The organism is Jeongeupia sp. USM3 (genome assembly GCF_001808185.1).
In the GTDB taxonomy this organism is placed as follows: Bacteria; Pseudomonadota; Gammaproteobacteria; order Burkholderiales; family Chitinibacteraceae; genus Jeongeupia.
In genome coordinates this window covers 3,414,061-3,430,295 of sequence record NZ_CP017668.1, presented here as the reverse complement: position 1 = coordinate 3,430,295, position 16,235 = coordinate 3,414,061, and the positions used below count along the sequence as shown (strand labels likewise).

Annotated in this window: 12 protein-coding genes and 1 pseudogene; 8 read left to right on the top strand and 5 right to left on the bottom strand. The window is 68.1% G+C overall.

The annotated features are described in order from the left end of the window. Window positions 1-4: 4 nt before the first annotated feature. From tssA to BJP62_RS16170, 5 genes are read right to left on the bottom strand one after another with little or no spacing between them, the layout of a single operon-like run. The gene (gene tssA / locus BJP62_RS16190; protein ID WP_070531317.1) at window positions 5-1,087 is read right to left on the bottom strand and encodes a type VI secretion system protein TssA; all 1,083 of its coding nucleotides are present in this window, start codon (window positions 1,085-1,087) and stop codon (window positions 5-7) included. Then, entirely contained in the window at window positions 1,084-4,782 is a 3,699-nt protein-coding gene (locus BJP62_RS16185; protein ID WP_070531314.1) for a type VI secretion protein IcmF/TssM N-terminal domain-containing protein, read from the bottom strand. The genes tssA and BJP62_RS16185 overlap by 4 nt, the downstream gene beginning before the upstream one ends. Then, window positions 4,779-5,528, bottom strand: a complete 750-nt coding sequence (locus BJP62_RS16180) for a DotU/TssL family secretion system protein (RefSeq protein WP_070531311.1) — start codon at window positions 5,526-5,528, stop codon at window positions 4,779-4,781. Before BJP62_RS16180 ends, BJP62_RS16185 begins: the two co-directional genes overlap by 4 nt. Then, on the bottom strand, window positions 5,528-6,847 hold the full coding sequence (gene tssK / locus BJP62_RS16175; protein WP_070531309.1) for a type VI secretion system baseplate subunit TssK: 1,320 nt from the start codon (window positions 6,845-6,847) through the stop codon (window positions 5,528-5,530). Before tssK ends, BJP62_RS16180 begins: the two co-directional genes overlap by 1 nt. 52 nt (window positions 6,848-6,899) lie before the next feature. After that, window positions 6,900-7,325, bottom strand: a complete 426-nt coding sequence (locus tag BJP62_RS16170; protein WP_205700920.1) for a hypothetical protein — start codon at window positions 7,323-7,325, stop codon at window positions 6,900-6,902. Window positions 7,326-7,633: 308 nt separating this feature from the next. Between BJP62_RS16170 and tssB the strand changes: the two genes are divergently transcribed. From tssB to BJP62_RS18740, 8 genes and pseudogenes are all read left to right on the top strand, one after another. Then, the gene (gene tssB, locus BJP62_RS16165; RefSeq protein ID WP_070531306.1) at window positions 7,634-8,200 is read left to right on the top strand and encodes a type VI secretion system contractile sheath small subunit; all 567 of its coding nucleotides are present in this window, start codon (window positions 7,634-7,636) and stop codon (window positions 8,198-8,200) included. A gap of 12 nt (window positions 8,201-8,212) precedes the next feature. Continuing rightward, window positions 8,213-9,691 (top strand): type VI secretion system contractile sheath large subunit, encoded by a 1,479-nt coding sequence (tssC, locus tag BJP62_RS16160; RefSeq protein ID WP_070531303.1) that lies wholly within the window; start codon window positions 8,213-8,215, stop codon window positions 9,689-9,691. Between the two features lie 63 nt (window positions 9,692-9,754). Then, window positions 9,755-10,252, top strand: a complete 498-nt coding sequence (locus BJP62_RS16155; protein ID WP_070531300.1) for an Hcp family type VI secretion system effector — start codon at window positions 9,755-9,757, stop codon at window positions 10,250-10,252. Window positions 10,253-10,270: 18 nt separating this feature from the next. After that, window positions 10,271-10,714, top strand: coding sequence for a type VI secretion system baseplate subunit TssE (tssE, locus tag BJP62_RS16150; RefSeq protein WP_070531298.1), 444 nt, complete (start codon window positions 10,271-10,273; stop codon window positions 10,712-10,714). Further along, window positions 10,711-12,495: a type VI secretion system baseplate subunit TssF gene (tssF, locus tag BJP62_RS16145; RefSeq protein ID WP_070531295.1), complete on the top strand. Its 1,785-nt coding sequence runs from the start codon at window positions 10,711-10,713 to the stop codon at window positions 12,493-12,495. The genes tssE and tssF overlap by 4 nt, the downstream gene beginning before the upstream one ends. Continuing rightward, a complete protein-coding gene (gene tssG, locus BJP62_RS16140) occupies window positions 12,459-13,490 on the top strand; it encodes a type VI secretion system baseplate subunit TssG (protein ID WP_070531293.1) in 1,032 nt (343 codons plus the stop codon). The genes tssF and tssG overlap by 37 nt, the downstream gene beginning before the upstream one ends. Beyond that, window positions 13,481-16,011: pseudogene (gene tssH, locus BJP62_RS16135) on the top strand (type VI secretion system ATPase TssH). Before tssG ends, tssH begins: the two are co-directional and overlap by 10 nt. Beyond that, window positions 15,996-16,139: a hypothetical protein gene (locus BJP62_RS18740; protein WP_168163846.1), complete on the top strand. Its 144-nt coding sequence runs from the start codon at window positions 15,996-15,998 to the stop codon at window positions 16,137-16,139. Before tssH ends, BJP62_RS18740 begins: the two are co-directional and overlap by 16 nt. Window positions 16,140-16,235 lie beyond the last annotated feature (96 nt).

Here is a 16,235-nt window from a genome sequence, read left to right as displayed (position 1 = left end):
GGACTCAGGGCAGCACGCCGATCAGGGACCAGACCCGTCGGGCCTCCGAATCGCTGTCGATCAGTTCGGACAACAGCTCCGGCAGCGGACGCCGCCCCCATTCGACGGCGCGGTTGATCAGGTAGGGCACCGGGCTGTGCGGCTCGACCTGGGCGAGATAGGTGGCGATAAGCTGGAGCTGGCGATACGCATCCTCCCGGCCGGCGATGATGCCCGATGCGGCCTGCGGCTGCGCAGCCACCGCGCCGCCCGATTCCGAAACACCGACCGTATCCGCACTCATGTCCTTCTCCCCGTTCAAGGCTTTCCACGGCAGGACGTCGTCCAGACCGTTGACGACCAGTACCAGTTCGTCCAGTACCCGCAGTACCGTTCCGAACGACGGCGCGTCGTCCGCCATGCGCTGGTTGCACAGTGTAGCGAGCGCCTCGACCGTCGCCTTGGCACCGACCAGCGCCTGCAGCAGCTCGTACAGGCGTGCCGGCGACTCGGCACGGACGACGTTCAGAAAGCGTGCGAGCTCCTTGGCGGCCATCTCGGCGGCGTCCTGCTCGGCACGTCGTCCGGTCCCGCACACGCTCTGGCGCTGCCAGCCCTGATAGACGGCAAGGGTGACGTCGGGCTCGTGATCGAGCAGCGGCACCCGGAACCGCAGTGCCTCGGCAAACATGCGCGACATCCACTCGAGCGGCGCGGTCCGCCACGACTCGTCGCCGTCGACCGCCTGCGGATGCAGCTCGGTCCAGTACCGCTCGCACAGCGCCGCCTGCAGCTCGACGCCCTTGACCCAGCCTGCAAGACCGTAGCGCTGCACCCAGGCCTCGCCCAGCCAGGCCGCCACCATCAGGTCCTTGCCGCGCCGCTGCAGGGTGTCGCAACACAACTGCTCGACCGTACGCCAGTCGGCAGTCTTGACCTCGGACTGCCAGATGCCGACGGGCAGGCCGGTATCGTCCTGCCGGCGCGCTTCCTGGATCCGGTGGTATTCGGGTTCGTGCCGCAACGGCACGCCGCACGGCTGTGCCGGGGTGACCGCTTGCAGCAGGGTCGCGATCAGCGCGGCGAAATCGGGGAGGGGCGACGTCATTGGAGGGCCAGGGTCCTTTCGTTGGCAAGCGTGATCGCGCGGAACGGCGACGGCGGAACGCCGACCGGCAGCGGCGACAGCTGCAGCGGCGTCTTGCCGCCCGGCGTCTGCAGCGCAATGCGCGCGAACATCCGGGCGCGGCTGGTCTTGCCCTGCGCCGACGACACCGGCACGGTCAGCAACAGCGGGACCGACATGTCGTCGCCACCGTCCAGGCCGGCGGCCGCATGGGCGCGCAGCAGCCGCAGCAGCGACCAGGTCCCGCTGTAATCCCATTGTGCGATGCGGTCGCCGACGGCCAGTCCCGACTGATGCGCATCGACCTGCGGCGATTCGGGCGCATCCTTGGCCCAGCGCAGTCCGAACGAGACCGCCTGCCCGGTCCGCCAGCGCAGACGGGACTTGTCGGCGGACGGGTAGCGCAAGCGCTGCGTTCCCGCTGCCATGGTCCATTCGATCACCTGGTCGGCGCCGGCCTCCTGGCCGCGATCGGTACGCCAGCCGACATCCAGCTCGACCCCGGTCATGCCGCTGCCGGGCTCGCGGGCCAGCAGCGGCTGAAGCCAGCCTCGGGCCGCCTGCAGCCGCTGCATGAAGACCCGCGCCGCCTGCGCCGACGGTGCGTCGCTGCCCTGCAGGCCGGCGTTGATGATCGCCTGATTGTCGTCGAACAAGCGGAACAGGTCGCCGACACGCTCCGGATCGGCCTCCTGCCGGGACGACAGGTCGGCAAACGGGAAGCGCCCGGCCATGTACTGGGCGTAGTAGCCACTGAGCTTTTCCCACGCCGCTGCCGCAGCCTGCGCCCGCAGGCCGCCGCAGCGGTCGCCGGCGACCCGGACCAGCATGCGCACCCGGTCGGTCAGCACATTGTCGCCACGCGGAATGGCGGCATTGGCCAGCACCGTTGCACAGTTGCCGGTGTCCATCTCGTTGAGGTCCTTGCCGATCAGCTGGTTCAACAGCGCCGGCGCGCTGGTGCTGCTCTTTTCCTTGTACTGCTGCAGTTGCAGCGCGAGGCTGCGCCAGCGCGCCAGCAGTTGCGCATCGGCGACAGCCAGCTGGTCGGCGTGCGGGTCGAGCCAGCCGACCGCCGGCGCAACGCTGGCCGAAATGCCGGCCAGCGCATCCAGCTGGCCGTCGAGGTACTGCTGCAGATCCTGCGGCGACGAGACGCGCCACGCCTTGAGGCTGGCGTTCTTGCCGCCATCCCACCACGAAAACGTGCCGTGCAGCGGCTGGTACAGCGCCAGGTCGTCGACCCGGGCGTTGGCCTGGCGCAGTTCGGCGAGCGCGATCCGATCGACCCTGGCGATCCAGTCGGCCGCCAGATCTTGCCGGCCCAGCGTGCCGAAGGCCGCCGCCAGTTCGCCGGCCTGCTGCGCGCCGGTGCGCAGCGACAAGCCACCCAGCCCCTCCGGGCTCGCCGATTCCCACATCGCCTGCGCGACGACCTGCCGGGCCGAAGCCAGTACTCCGATCCTGTAGCGCAGCGGCGTCTTGTCGCCCTGTGCCAGCAAACCCCGGTACGAGGCGAAGTATCCCAGCGCCACCGCCGGACCACCGGTGAGCGCGGCATGCGGTGCGGCAAAATCCTGCGCCAGCAGCAAGGCCAGCGCATCGCCGGTCTGGCTGGCGTCGGGCGACAGCTGCAGGGATCTAGCGGTCTGTTGCAGCAGTTCGTTGTCGCCGGGCACGGCCGACAGCCAGCGCGCCTTGAATGCCGACCGGGATGCATCGGCGTACCGGTTCAGCGCCGCAACGCCGCCGGCGTCGATCAGCCCGGCCCGTTGCGCCTCGCCCAGCAAGGCGGTGTAGCCGGGCACCGGCTCCTGCCGTCCGCCCGGGCGCCAGGCGACGTCGCTGTTCGAAACCAGCCGTTTGAGCAGGGCGATGCGCTCGCTCAGCTGTGCGAGTTCGGCCTGCGGCAGCGCCTGGCCGGCGGCCAGCCGCTGCAACTGCAGTTGTGCGCCACTGGCGGCCTGGCCGAAGGTGTCATCGGCGTACAGCCGGTTCAGCCATGCGCTGATCTGGGCAACGAACACGCGCCCGGCATCGGCCTTGCCCAGCGGGACCGCCGGCAGCGGCGGGCCACCGGCGAGGATCTGGCCGAGCTGCGCACGCACCAGCGGCTTCTCGCCCGGTTTCCACTGGTACAGCATGTCCGCCAGCGCGACCGCGTTGTCCAGCGGTGCGGCACCGCGCAGGCCGGCCATCAGCGCCGACGCCCGGTCGAGCCGGGCGGCCTGCTGGACGAGGCGCCTGGCCTGCTGGTACTCGGACCAGCCTTCGGGCGACACGCCACCGGCATCGGCGATCGCGGGCAGCGTCGCCAGCCCCTGCACCTGGCGCCGCAAGCCGGCCTGCAGCGGTGCAAGCAGATAGTGGTCGGCGGTACCGCTCGCTGCAGCGTCGACTTCTTCATCCAGCCCCGACAGCAATGACGTCGGCAGCCAGGCGGTCTCGAAGTGCCAGCGCGGTACGGCCGCCGAAACCTGCCACCATGCGGCGATGCGCTGCTTGGCGAGTTCGGCGTCGTCCGCGTACGCCCTGGACGTCGAGGCAGCGGCAATGCGTGCCTCGTAGCCCGACAAGCCGCGCAGCGCATTCCGCGCGCCGTGCCACGTCCAGACCATGCCCGTCAGCCAGCACAGCGCCAGTACGACCAGGCCGACCTTGGCAATGCGGTGGCCGCGCTGGCGCAGGGCCAGCACGCGCGACAGCGGCTTCGCCAGCCCCTGTTCGGCCAGTATGCGCTGGCGCAGCAGGCGCGTCGCAAACAGCGGCGCGCCCGCTGCCTGCACATCCCCGTCCGGCTCGAATTCGTCCGCCGCCCCCTGCCGGGCCATCCCGGTCAGGTAGACACCACGGAACACCGCCGCCTCGCCGCCAGCATCGCCGCGGAACACCGGTTCGCACAGGGCGCGCAGGCCGTCGCGCGTCGATTCGAGCTGGCCGGGCAGCAGAAACAGCGCCGCGTCGATCGTGCCGGACAAGGCGCCGGCCTCGGTGACTGCGGCGGTCAGCGTCTCGCGGATCCGTTCGGGCGCCATCTCGGCCCAGTCGCCGTTCCAGGCGGTGCCGAGCGCGAACGGCGACGACCAGCCGAGCATCACCTGCCTGGCCGCATCGGGCAGCCGGTCGGCCAGCTCGAGCACGCCGGGCTGACGCTCGAGCCCGGTCACGACCAGATAGACCGGCAGGCTCAGCCCCAGACGCCGCTGCAGGTCGGCCAGCCTTTGCTCGGCGCTGGCGCCGGTGCGCGCCGCGGCCTCGACCGACTGCAGCGTTTCCAGCGGCACCGCCCAGATCACCGCATCGAGCGGCCGCCCGGCGCGCGCGCGCAGCAGCGCCCCCGCAAGCCGGTGCCAGACGCCGAGCATCGGCACCGGACCGTCGGACGCCTCCAGCATGCCGTCCGGCGCCACCAGCACCAGACCGTCACCGCCGAACCACCAGCGGCCGTACCAGTGCCGCTCGCCTGCGGCACGCAAGCCCCATCCGGCGCACAGGCCGGCCTCGTCGCCGAGCAGCAGTACCCGTGGCTGCTGATAACGGTCGCGCCAGCCCATCTCGGCCTCGATCTGCCGGAGCACGCTGCGAAAACCGCCGATATCGCGATGGCGCCAGAGCCACCAGAGCGCGGCCAACAGCAGCAGCGCGAGCACCAGCACCACAAGCCAGACGAACGTCATGCCGGGCTCCGTCCGGCGGCCAGCGGCAGCCCTGCCTCGATCGAGGAACTCAGGTCCAGCCAGAACAGGTGCCCGATCGCGGTCATCACCACGACGAGCGCCAGCGCGATCAGCCCGAGGCGTGCACCGTCGGGCAGCATGCGCCGGGCCGAGACGCGCAGCGGCACGATGGCCGCCGGGCGCTCGAGATCGACGGCCAGTTGCTGCTCGTCGGGCGCGCGGCCCCAGGCGAATTCGAACAGCGCCCGCCGCCACGCAGCATGGACCACCCGGCCTTCGCCACTGCGCAGACGGCCGTAGAAGCCCAGCAGCAGCACCTGGAGCAGCACGTTCGCCAGATCGCGCGCCGCCGGATCGCGAAGCTGCAGCAACTGCTCGATCTGTGCCGGCAGTTGCTCGCCGGCGGCGCAACTACCGAACAGGCGCAGTTCCAGCGGTGCAGCCTGCCAGCTCTCCTGCCCCGCCCAGTCGTCGAAAATCAGCAGCTCGTCGATCAGCGCGACAAAGGCGAACTGCATCGTGTCGACCTGTTGCTGGCCGGCGTGCCCGGTCCTGGACAGCGCGACTCGTGCCAGGCGGCGCGCCAGCGTGCTGGCCACTTCGACGGCTTCGGCCGCCAGCGCCTCGCCGGGCTGGGCCCGCATCCGGATGTCCTGCCAGCGCTCGAGCCATTCGCACCAGCTCGATTCGAAAACCGGCGTCAGCGGCGCATCCCGGTGCAGCGGCAAACGCAGGATGTCACGCATCAGCGGTCCTCGGCCGGCAGGAACAGCACGACTTCCCACGGCGCCGGCAGCGTCGCGCCGGCGGCGCCGGTCAGACGCAGGCGCGCACCGCGATCGAACCACTCGCTGTCGGTATCCAGCACCACCAGATGCATGTCGCCCGGTACGCTGTACGACAGGCTGGCGCCCTGATCCAGCGCCTGCCACGACAGGCCGCGCATGCGTTGCCGGACCAGCGTGGCGACATGGCCGTCCGAGGCGATGATCGCCTGCTGCAGCCACGCGATCGCGCCCTGTTCGCCGCCGGGCATCCGCACTCCGAGCGTCGGCGCCGCCGATACCGGCAGGTCGGCGAGATCGAGCCAGAAACCGGCGGCGTCGCGCGCGAACGGCACGGTGCGGTAACTGGTCTTGACCCGGCCGAGCGCGGTGTCCAGCCAGCCGATCAGTTCGTCGTAGCCGGCCAGCAGTTCGCCGTATTCGAGTGGCCGGAACGCCGGAACGCCGGCGGCGGGATCGAGTGTCGCCACCGCGCCGGCCATGCCGGCCAGCAGCAGGTGGACCTGCGCCGGGTGAGCGATCCGGCTCGACAATGCCGCCTCGACCTCCGGCAGCCGCGACCAGAGCGAGCGCAGTTGCCGGCTCAGTTCGGGAACCTCCTCGTCGCGCCCGGCCTGCTGCGCTGCGCGGACCCGGCCGGCCAGATAGACGCACTTCTCGCGCACGCGTGCGCACAGCCCGGCCACCTTGCGGCCGAGCGGCGATTCGGGCTGCAGCCTCGGGGTCGGCGGTACGTAGGGCAGCGGTGCGAAACCGCCGCCCTGCTGCTCGACGCGCAGCAACGGAATGCAGACGAGATCGGCCCGGGTATCGTCGGTCACCAGCCTGAGGTCGGGGCGCCACAGCACCAAGGGCTCCGGCGTTTCACCGCCGGCCAGATCGGGCACCGCCTCACCGTGGACCGACAGATAGCGGCTGCCGCGCGGATCAAGCCGCCCCCCCCGCCACAGCGGCGCTACTGCAACGAATACTGTCACCGCATGGCGCGTCGACGCGGCGATCTGGTCCGTCACGTCGAGTTCGAGCGCCGGACGCACACCGGCGTCAAAACCGACCGGCAGGCCGTCGGGAAGCACGGCTTCGAGCGCCTGGACGCGCACGATGCCGGCCCGCAACGCCGATTCGTCGATATCGACCGACTGCACCCCCCAGAACCACGGATGTGCGGCCGCGGCATGGCGCGCGGCCAGGGTCTCGGCACGCAGCGATTGCTGCTGGAAATGCTGCGGCAGCAGTTGCATGCCCTCGTGCCAGCAGATGGCTTCCGGTACCTCGTTCAAGCTGCACTCCAAACATTCAGTGGACCTCGCCGGCCAGCGGCGGTGTCCGAAATCACGGGCCGGCCTGCATCAGTTGCAGATCACGGCTTCCCAGGCGGATCCGCACATCGCGCTCGCCTTCAAGCCGCAGCCGGTGCGCCCCCGGCGCGTCGTAGCTGGCGAACACCACCACCCCCAGCGCGTCGGCGCCGGCGAGCGGAACGCGATCGACGGCAAGGCGCTGGCCGGGGACGACCTCGAGCCCCCACACCTGCAAGGCTTGCGGGTAATCGCGCCGGTACTGCTCGCGGGCGGCAAACCATTGCCCGGACGAAGTCGTAAGCAATGTCTTCAGCAAGTCAGGATCGTTCACCGCCAGAAAGTCGACGGCAATCGGCGTGTCATCGTTGGCGCCTGCTGCAACCTCGATCACCGCGCTGCGCATCGCCACCTCGGGCTGCATCAGCCCGCAGGCCGGAAGGACCGAAATCAGCGACAAAACCCAGCAAAATCGACAGATAGCCCGCAAGCGCAACATTGAATCGGCCTCTTTGTGTGGCGCCAACTCTATAACACCAATGTCATGCGCACCAAACGACACGTTGCAGATAGAACACAGACACCGACATGTTGCAATCAGTGTTCTTACAACAAAATCAATCATCAGCTTGCAAACATAGATGAATAAGCTAATCTCGCCCGACAAACCGCCAATGATGTCATTGGCATTTCATGGCATCGACGATGCCGCATCGAGCAAACAAGCAGCCGCCGATACCGAGGCGTTGCGCCGATCGAGAGGAAACCATGGCCGAGAGCACGCAGCACAAGCTGGACCGCGTCCGCCCTCCACGCGTCCAGATCACCTACGACGTGGAAATTGGCAACGCCATCGAGAAGAAAGAATTGCCATTGGTCGTCGGTATTCTGGCTGACCTTGCCGGCAAGCAGGAGACGCCGCCCGCCAAGCTCGGTGAACGCCGTTTCGTCGACATCGATCGCGACAACTTCAACGAGGTGATGAACGCCGTCTCCCCGCGCCTCGCGGTCCAGGTCGGCAACGCGATCGGCGGCGACGGCAGCAAACTCAATATCGAGCTCAAGTTCAAGCACATCGACGACTTCGACCCGGTCAGCATCGTCAAGCAGGTCGAACCGCTGCGCCGCCTGTACGAAGCGCGCCAGAAGCTGCGCGACCTGCTGACCAAGCTCGACGGCAACGACCAGCTCGACCAGCTGCTGCAGAACGTCGTCGCCAATACCGAAGGGCTGCAGGAGATCAAGTCCAGCACTGCAGCCGGCGAGACCACCCAGACCGCAACGCCCGCAGCCGACACCCAGGCGGCGGAAGCGACGCCCGAACCCCAGGCCTAAGGGAGCGCACCCATGACCCAAGCACAAGCCGGCAGCGACAGCGCTGCGCAAACCGTATCGCTGTCGCTGCTCGACCGGATCATCGCCGACGGCCGGATGGCGCACGACGACAGCCAGAAGGCCTACGCCAAGGACCTGCTCGCCGAGTTCGCCACCCAGGTGCTCGACGAAGGCATGGTCGTCGACAGCGACACCGTCGCCATGATCAACCACCGCATCGGCCAGATCGACGCGCTGATCGGCAAGCAGCTCGACGAGATCCTCCATCACAAGGACGTGCAGCAGCTCGAAGCCTCGTGGCGCGGCCTGCACTACCTGGTGATGAACACCGAAACCAGCACGCGGCTGAAGCTGCGCCTGCTCGACGTGTCGAAGCAGGAGCTGCAGAACGACCTCGAGAAGGCGGTCGAGTTCGACCAGAGCGCGCTGTTCAAGAAGATCTACGAGGAAGAGTACGGCACCTTCGGCGGCCACCCGTTCAGCGTGCTGGTCGGCGATTTCGAGTTCGGCCGTCACCCGCAGGATGTCGCACTGCTCGAAAAGCTGTCGAACGTCGCCGCCGCCGCGCATGCGCCGTTCATCGCGGCCGCAAGCCCGCGGCTGTTCGACATGGGCAGTTTCACCGAGCTGGCCCAGCCGCGCGATCTGGCCAAGGTGTTCGAAAGCACCGAGCTGATCAAGTGGCGCTCGTTCCGCGCCAGCGAGGATTCGCGCTACGTGTCGCTGGTGCTGCCGCACGTGCTGCTGCGCCTGCCCTACGGCCCGGACACCAAGCCGGTCGAGGGGATCAGCTACACCGAGGACGTCGACGGCACCAACCATCAGAAGTACCTGTGGGGCAACGCATCGTGGGCGCTCGGCCAGCGGATCACCGAAGCGTACGCCAAGTACGGCTGGTGCGCGGCGATCCGCGGTGTCGAAGGCGGCGGCGCTGTCGAAGGCCTGCCGGCGCATACCTTCAGCACCGCATCGGGCGACCTCGCGCTCAAGTGCCCGACCGAGGTACCGATCACCGACCGGCGCGAAAAGGAGCTCGACGCGCTCGGCTTCATCGCGCTGTGCCACAAGAAGAACAGCGACCTTGCCGTGTTCTTCGGCGGCCAGACGACCAACCTGGCCAAGCTGTACAACCTGCCCGAAGCCAACGCCAACGCGCGCATTTCGGCCATGCTGCCCTACGTGCTCGCCGCCTCGCGCTTCGCGCACTACATCAAGGTCATCATGCGCGACAAGATCGGCAGCTTCGCGACGCGCGACAACGTCCAGGCCTACCTGAATAACTGGATTGCCGACTACGTACTGGTCAACGACAACGCCCAGCAGGAAATCAAGGCGCAGTACCCGCTGCGCGAGGCGCGCGTCGACGTGACCGAAGTCGCCGGCAAGCCGGGCGCCTATCGGGCGACGGTCTTCCTGCGTCCGCATTTCCAGCTCGAAGAGCTGACCGCGTCGATCCGTCTGGTCGCATCGCTGCCGCAGCCCGCGGCCTGAGTTTCGTGAATCCGCGTGGCCCGGCAAGGGCCACGCCACCCCAACAGACTGGAGCTAGTACCGATGGATGCCATCATTCTCGACCTGGGCAAGGACATCAAGGGCGATTGCGCGCTCGAAGGCTACAAGGACAAGATCGAAATCATGTCCTACAGCCACAACGTGGCGATGCAGGTCACCAACGACGTCAGCAATACCGAGCGTACCTCGGGCAAACCGCATATCGGCGAATTCACCGTGACCAAGTTCGTCGACGGATCGACCCCGTCGCTGAACCAGTACTGCTGCTCGGGCAAGTCGATCCCGGAAGTCCTGCTGACGATCGGCCGCAATGCGGCGGAAAGCAGCGGCAAGATCATGCCGTTCATCACCTACACGCTGACCAACGTAATCATGTCGAACGTCAGCGTCAGCGGCGGTGCCGGCGGCAAACCGGTCGAGACGCTGTCGCTCAACTTCACCAAGATCAAGTGGGATCTGACGACGCAGAAGGACGACGGCTCCAAGGAAGGTTCGGCGGCAACGACCTGGGATCTGGCGGCCAACAAGGCCGGCAAGTAAGACCGGCACGGCGCGACCATGACTTCCGCAAAGCCCTTTCTCGCGCCGCTGTTCGATCGCCTTGCCGACGACACCCCGGACGGCATGGCGGATGACGCCGCCCACTGGCGCCACGACGTGGACGACGTCATCCGTTCGGTCCAGGACGAGCTCTCCCGGCTGCTGAACTCGCGGCGCGGGACCCTGCAACACGCCCATCCCTTGAGCGTTATCGACTACGGCGTGGAGGACTGGAGCGCCTTCGCGCTCACCTCGCCACAGCAGCAGCACCGCGTAGAACGGCAGATCGCCGAGGTCATCCGCCATTTCGAGCCGAGGGTGAGCGAGCCGCAGGTCCGGCTCGTTCCGCTGCCCGGCCAGTCGCAGCGGCTCGGCGTGCAGATCAGCGGCCGTCTTGCTGGCCATCCTTCGCTCCCCCCCGTCGTCTTCATCAATACCGCGCTCGACGCGCTGCCGGCATGAGCAGCGATTCGATCGATCCGCTGCTGCTCGACTATTACCAGCGCGAGCTGACCTGGCTGCGCCATGCCGGGGCCGACTTCGCCGAGCGTTATCCGAAGGTCGCCCGGCGGCTCGACCTGTCCGGCGAGGAAAGCACCGACCCCCATGTCGAGCGGCTGCTCGAGGGCTTCGCCTTCCTGAACGCCCGGCTCCAGCGCCGGCTCGATGACGATTTCTCGCAGCTCACCGACGCACTGCTCGAGCAGCTCTACCCCTATGCGCTGCGGCCGATGCCGTCGGCTGCCGTCATCCGCTTCGAACCCGATGCGACCAAGGGCAATCTGGCCCAGGGTTACGAGATCCCGCGAGACACCGCGCTCTTCGCGACAACGGACAGCGGAGACAGCATCCATTTCCGCACGACGGCGCCGGTCACTATCTGGCCGATCGAGGTCGCCGACGCCACCTTGCTGCCGACCGAAGAGGCACAGGCACTTACCGGGATCGGCGATGCACGCAGCGCCCTGCGCCTGCGCCTGCGCTGCCATGCGCCGCTGCGCTGGTCCGAACTCGGCCTCGACTCGCTGCGCATCCATCTGGCCGGTTCGCCGATCCATGCCGCAACGCTGTACGACCTGCTGTGCGCCCACGCAATCGGGATCTGCGTGGCGCCGGCCGACAGACCGGCCCGGCTCCTGCCCGGCGCGCTGCCGCAACCGGCCGGCTTCGGTGCGGACGATGCGCTGCTGCCGCTCGAAGACGGCGTCCAGCCGGCCTACCGCCTGCTGCTCGAGTATTTCGCCTTCCCGGCCAAGTTCCTGTTCTTCGACCTGCCGATCCGGGTCCCCGATGATGCAGGCGAGCAGATCGAACTGCTCATCGCCTTCGACCGTGCCCCGTCACAGCGGCTGACGCTGCGGCCGAGCGACATCGCGCTCGGCTGCACGCCGGGCATCAACCTGTTTCCGCGCACGTCCGAGCCGTTGCGCCCCGACGGCACCCGCAGCGAGTACCGGCTGATCGCCGACAGCCACCGCGAGCACAGCCACGAGATCTACGCGGTCCGCCAGCTCCGCGCCGGCAACGACGAACGCGCCTACGTGGCACCGGCATATTTCGCATTCAGCCACGGCACCCGGACGACCGGCACGTGGTGGCACGCGCGGCGCACCAGCGGCCGTCGCGGCAGCGACATGCTGCTGACCTGGGTCGACGAGAACTTCAACCCGCACAGCGCCCCTGACCACACGCTCACCGCCGAGCTGCTGTGCACCAACCGCGGACTTGCCGAGGGGATGCCGGCCGGCACAGCGCTGTCGTTCCAGCGCGCCGGGCCGGTCGCACGGGCCCGGCTGCTGGGCAAGCCGACGCCGCAGACCACCGCACCGCTCGCCGGCGCCTCGCGCTGGCGGCTCGTGTCGCAGCTGTCGCTCAACCACCTGTCGCTGGTCGAGGACGCGCAGCCGCTCGCGGCGCTGCAGGAAATCCTCGCGCTCTACAACCTCAGCGACAGCCAGACGTCCCGGCGGCAGATTGCCGGCATCGTCGGCCTGGAAACGCGTCGCGCCGTCGCCCACGTCGGCCGCCAGGCGTGGCGGGGCTGGCGCAACGGGCTCGAGGTCCGGCTGACGCTGGACGAAGTCAACTTCACCGGTACGAGCCGCGTGCTGTTTTCGGGCGTGCTCGGCCATTTCCTCGCCCAGTACGCAAGCATCAACCGCTTCATCCGCACGGTACTGGTCGACAACGACCGGGACATCAAGACATGGCAACCGCTGGTCGGCGACCCGCTGATTCTGTAGCCGAGCGGCTGCAGCGCGAAACGCATGCGTTCGAGTTCGCGCAGGCGGTCGCGATCCTGCAGCGGCTCGCGCCTCACGGCACGCCGCCGGGCCACGGTGTCGACCCGAGGCAGGAAACCGTACGCCTGCACGGTCCGCTTGCACCGGTCCTGCCCGTCAGCGCACTCGGGCCGTTGCGCCCCCCCGACCGCGACGATGCACGCCCCGCGCTGCCGGTGCACCTGTTCGGGCTCGGCGGTCCGGACGGCCCGCTGCCCTACGCGTACCAGGAGTGGCTGCAGGCCCGGCGCGCACGCAAGGATCACGCACCCGCGGCCTTCCTCGACCTGTTCCACCAGCGGCTGCTGGGCCAGCTCTACCGCACGCTGCAGAAACACCGGATCGCCGCGCCGTTCGATGCGCCGGACCGCAGCGCGACCCGGCAGATCCTGCGCGCACTGACCGGCCTGCTGCCCCGGACGCTGCACGAGCGCCAGGCCGTACCCGACGCCGCCCTGCTCGGCCGAACCGCCATCCTGGCCAACCGGCGGCGGTCGGCCGGCGGCTTCCAGAGCATCGTCCGTGGCCATTTCGGCGTTCCGGTCCGGATCGAACAATTTGACGGCGCCTGGAGCCCACTGCCCGACGGCGCGTGCACGCGGCTCGGTCGCGGCGGCGGCAACAACCGGCTCGGCCTCGGCGCGCTGGCGGGATCAAGAGTCTGGGACGAACAGGCCGGCATCCGCATCATCCTCGGGCCGATGCCGCTGGCAAGCTATGTGGGCTTTCTGCCCGGCGGCGACCGACACCGCGAGCTGATGGCGCTGGCGCGCTTCTACTTCGGCATCGACATGGCGTGCCGGCTGGTGCTGCAGCTGGCCCCGGAACAGTCTCCCAGACCGGTACTGGACCGGCGTGCGCCACTGCGGCTCGGCCAGACCAGCTGGCTGGCCGGCAAGACCGACGCCCCCCGCCGCTGCATCCTGTCCGACACCCGCGAGCCGAAATGGAGCTGAACCAGCTCATCGGCCGCCTGAACCCGCCGTGCCGCGCCGCGCTCGAGCGTGCGGCACAGCGCAGCCTGCAGCAGACGCAATACCACGTCGAAATCGACCACCTGCTGCTCGAGCTGCTGGCGATCGACGGCGGCGATCTGGCGCTGATGCTCGCCCACGCCGGCATCGCCCCGGCCGCGCTGGCCGCCGAACTGCACGCCGCCAGCCAGCGCTTCGAGCGCGGCAGTACCTATACGCCGGCGCTGTCGAAACCGGTCACCGGCTGGCTGCGCACCGCCGCGGCCCGCAGCACCGGCCAGATCCGCTCCGGCCAGCTGCTGCTGGTGTTGCTCGATACCGGGCTGCACAGCCATGCCGCCACGGCGCTGGCGACGCTCCCGCTTGATACGTTGCGTGCCGGCTGGCCCGACAGCACCCGCTCGTCGATCGAGGATCACGGCGAGCCGACGGCACCGCGGCAAGACGCACGACCTTTAGCGGCAGCCCCCGCCGACCCGGCACTCGACCAGTACACGCAGGACCTGACCGCCGATGCCCGTGCCGGGCTGATCGATCCGATCATCGGCCGCGATGCCGAAATCCGCCAATGCATCGACATCCTGCTGCGCCGACGGCAGAACAACCCCATCCTCGTCGGCGAGCCCGGCGTCGGCAAGACCGCCATCGTCGAAGGACTCGCGCTGCGCGTTGCCAACGACGACGTGCCGCCGCCACTGCAGGGCGTCTCGGTGCGTACGCTCGACCTCGGGCTGCTGCAGGCCGGCGCCGGGGTCAAGGGCGAATTCGAGTTGCGGCTCAAGCGGGTGATAGACGCGGTACAGCGCGCCGCCAATGTCATCCTGTTCATCGACGAAGCGCATACGCTGATCGGCGCCGGCGCCGGCGAAGGCCAGAGCGACGCCGCCAACCTGCTCAAGCCGGCGCTCGCGCGCGGGCTGCTGCGCACGATCGCCGCGACGACCTGGATCGAATACAAGAAGTACTTCGAGCGCGATGCGGCGCTGGCGCGGCGCTTCCAGTTGATCCGGATCGACGAGCCGAGCGAAGCGGTCGCCACCGAAATGCTCCGCGCCGTCGCCGCCCGGCTCGAACAGCACCACGACGTGCGCGTGCTCGACGCCGCCATCCGCGACGCCGTGCGGCTGTCGCACCGCTATCTGTCGAGCCGACAGCTGCCCGACAAGGCGATCTCGGTGCTCGACACCGCCTGCGCCCGGGTCGCACTCGCCCAGTACGACACGCCGCAACCGGTCGAAGCAACCCGGCGCAGCCTGGCAGCAATCCACACCGAACTGACCCGGCTGCAGCGCGAACAGGCAAGCGGCCATGAACACACGGCACGCATCCTGCAACTTGAGGCCGAATCAACCGCGCAGCACAAGCAGCTTGCCCAGCTCGAAGCGCGCTGGCAGCACGAGCTTGCCGCGGTGCGCGAATTGTTGCGCGTACGCGCCACCTTCGACGCACTCGCCGACGAGGCGCGCGAACTCGGCGACGCTGTCCCGCCCGAACTCGACCTGCAGCTCGAAACCACCGCCGCCGAACTGGCGCGGCTCGAACAGGGGCTGGCCGTGATCCGCGACGGCGAAGCGATGGTGCCCGAGCATGTCGACATCCGCGACGTCGCCGCCGTCATCGCCGACTGGACCGGCGTGCCGGTCGGCCGGATGCTCGCCGACGAAGCCCACGCGATCCGCACGCTGGCGCAGCGGATGGGCCAGCGGGTGCTCGGCCAGGACGCCGCGCTGAACACCATCGCCCAGCGCATCCAGGCGTGGCGCGCAGGCCTCACCGACCCGCAGAAACCGGTCGGCGCCTTCCTACTGGTCGGGCCGTCCGGCGTCGGCAAAACCGAAACCGCCTACGCGCTGGCCGACGCGCTGTACGGCGGCGAACGCAACCTGATCACGATCAATCTCGCCGAATACCAGGAAGCCCACAGCGTCAGCCAGCTCAAGGGCGCCCCCCCGGCTATGTCGGCTACGGCAGCGGCGGTGTACTGACCGAAGCCGTGCGGCGCAAACCCTATTCGGTAGTGCTGCTCGATGAGATCGAAAAGGCCCACCCGGATGTATTGGCGACCTTTTACAACATCTTCGACAAGGGCGTGATGGAGGACGGGACCGGGCTGGTCGTGGACTTCAGGAACACGGTGATGCTTGCGACCAGCAATGTCGGAGCGGAACTGTTGCTCGAAACACCGGTGGCGCAACTCGGCTGCGAAGCGTTCAACGAAACGCTGCATAAAGCCCTGCTGAAAGCGTTCCGCCCGGCTCTTCTAGCACGTATGAGCGTAATTGCTTATAGCTCACTGGATGAAACGACACTGAAAACCCTTGCAATCGCCAAACTGGAGATATTAAGCCAGCGCTACCACGCAGCGACAGGGAAGCAATTTGATTTTGATGCAGGGGTCGTGAACGCAGTTTTGGCCAAATGCAATGTTGCCGCAGCCAGGGACATGGAGAATAAATTGACAACGGCAATAACGGAAAAACTGGCAAAATGGCCGCTGGATTAAATAAAGAACATTCACCCACCCAGGGCAATGCGGGCCAATCACCAGCAGAAAGCGCCTTAAAACAAAAACCAAGAACATTAACCAGAAATTTTCACAATACAAAATTTGCGCCAAAAACCGGAGATTAAGCCCTGCAAAGCCCGCCCCAGAAAAGCAACACCGCATTTGGATTCAAAAGTCAAAGCTTCTCGATCTTATAAGCCGACTCCAGAACCCGACGAACA

Bases quoted from the DNA above. Each gene is read 5' to 3' on its own strand.
- tssA (WP_070531317.1), bottom strand. From the start codon at position 1,087: ATGACGTCGCCCCTCCCCGATTTCGCCGCGCTGATCGCGACCCTGCTG.
- BJP62_RS16155 (WP_070531300.1), top strand. From the start codon at position 9,755: ATGGATGCCATCATTCTCGACCTGGGCAAGGACATCAAGGGCGATTGC.
- tssF (WP_070531295.1), top strand. From the start codon at position 10,711: ATGAGCAGCGATTCGATCGATCCGCTGCTGCTCGACTATTACCAGCGC.
- tssC (WP_070531303.1), top strand. From the start codon at position 8,213: ATGACCCAAGCACAAGCCGGCAGCGACAGCGCTGCGCAAACCGTATCG.
- tssB (WP_070531306.1), top strand. From the start codon at position 7,634: ATGGCCGAGAGCACGCAGCACAAGCTGGACCGCGTCCGCCCTCCACGC.
- tssE (WP_070531298.1), top strand. From the start codon at position 10,271: ATGACTTCCGCAAAGCCCTTTCTCGCGCCGCTGTTCGATCGCCTTGCC.
- BJP62_RS16180 (WP_070531311.1), bottom strand. From the start codon at position 5,528: ATGCGTGACATCCTGCGTTTGCCGCTGCACCGGGATGCGCCGCTGACG.
- BJP62_RS18740 (WP_168163846.1), top strand. From the start codon at position 15,996: ATGGCCGCTGGATTAAATAAAGAACATTCACCCACCCAGGGCAATGCG.
- tssG (WP_070531293.1), top strand. From the start codon at position 12,459: ATGGCAACCGCTGGTCGGCGACCCGCTGATTCTGTAGCCGAGCGGCTG.
- BJP62_RS16185 (WP_070531314.1), bottom strand. From the start codon at position 4,782: ATGACGTTCGTCTGGCTTGTGGTGCTGGTGCTCGCGCTGCTGCTGTTG.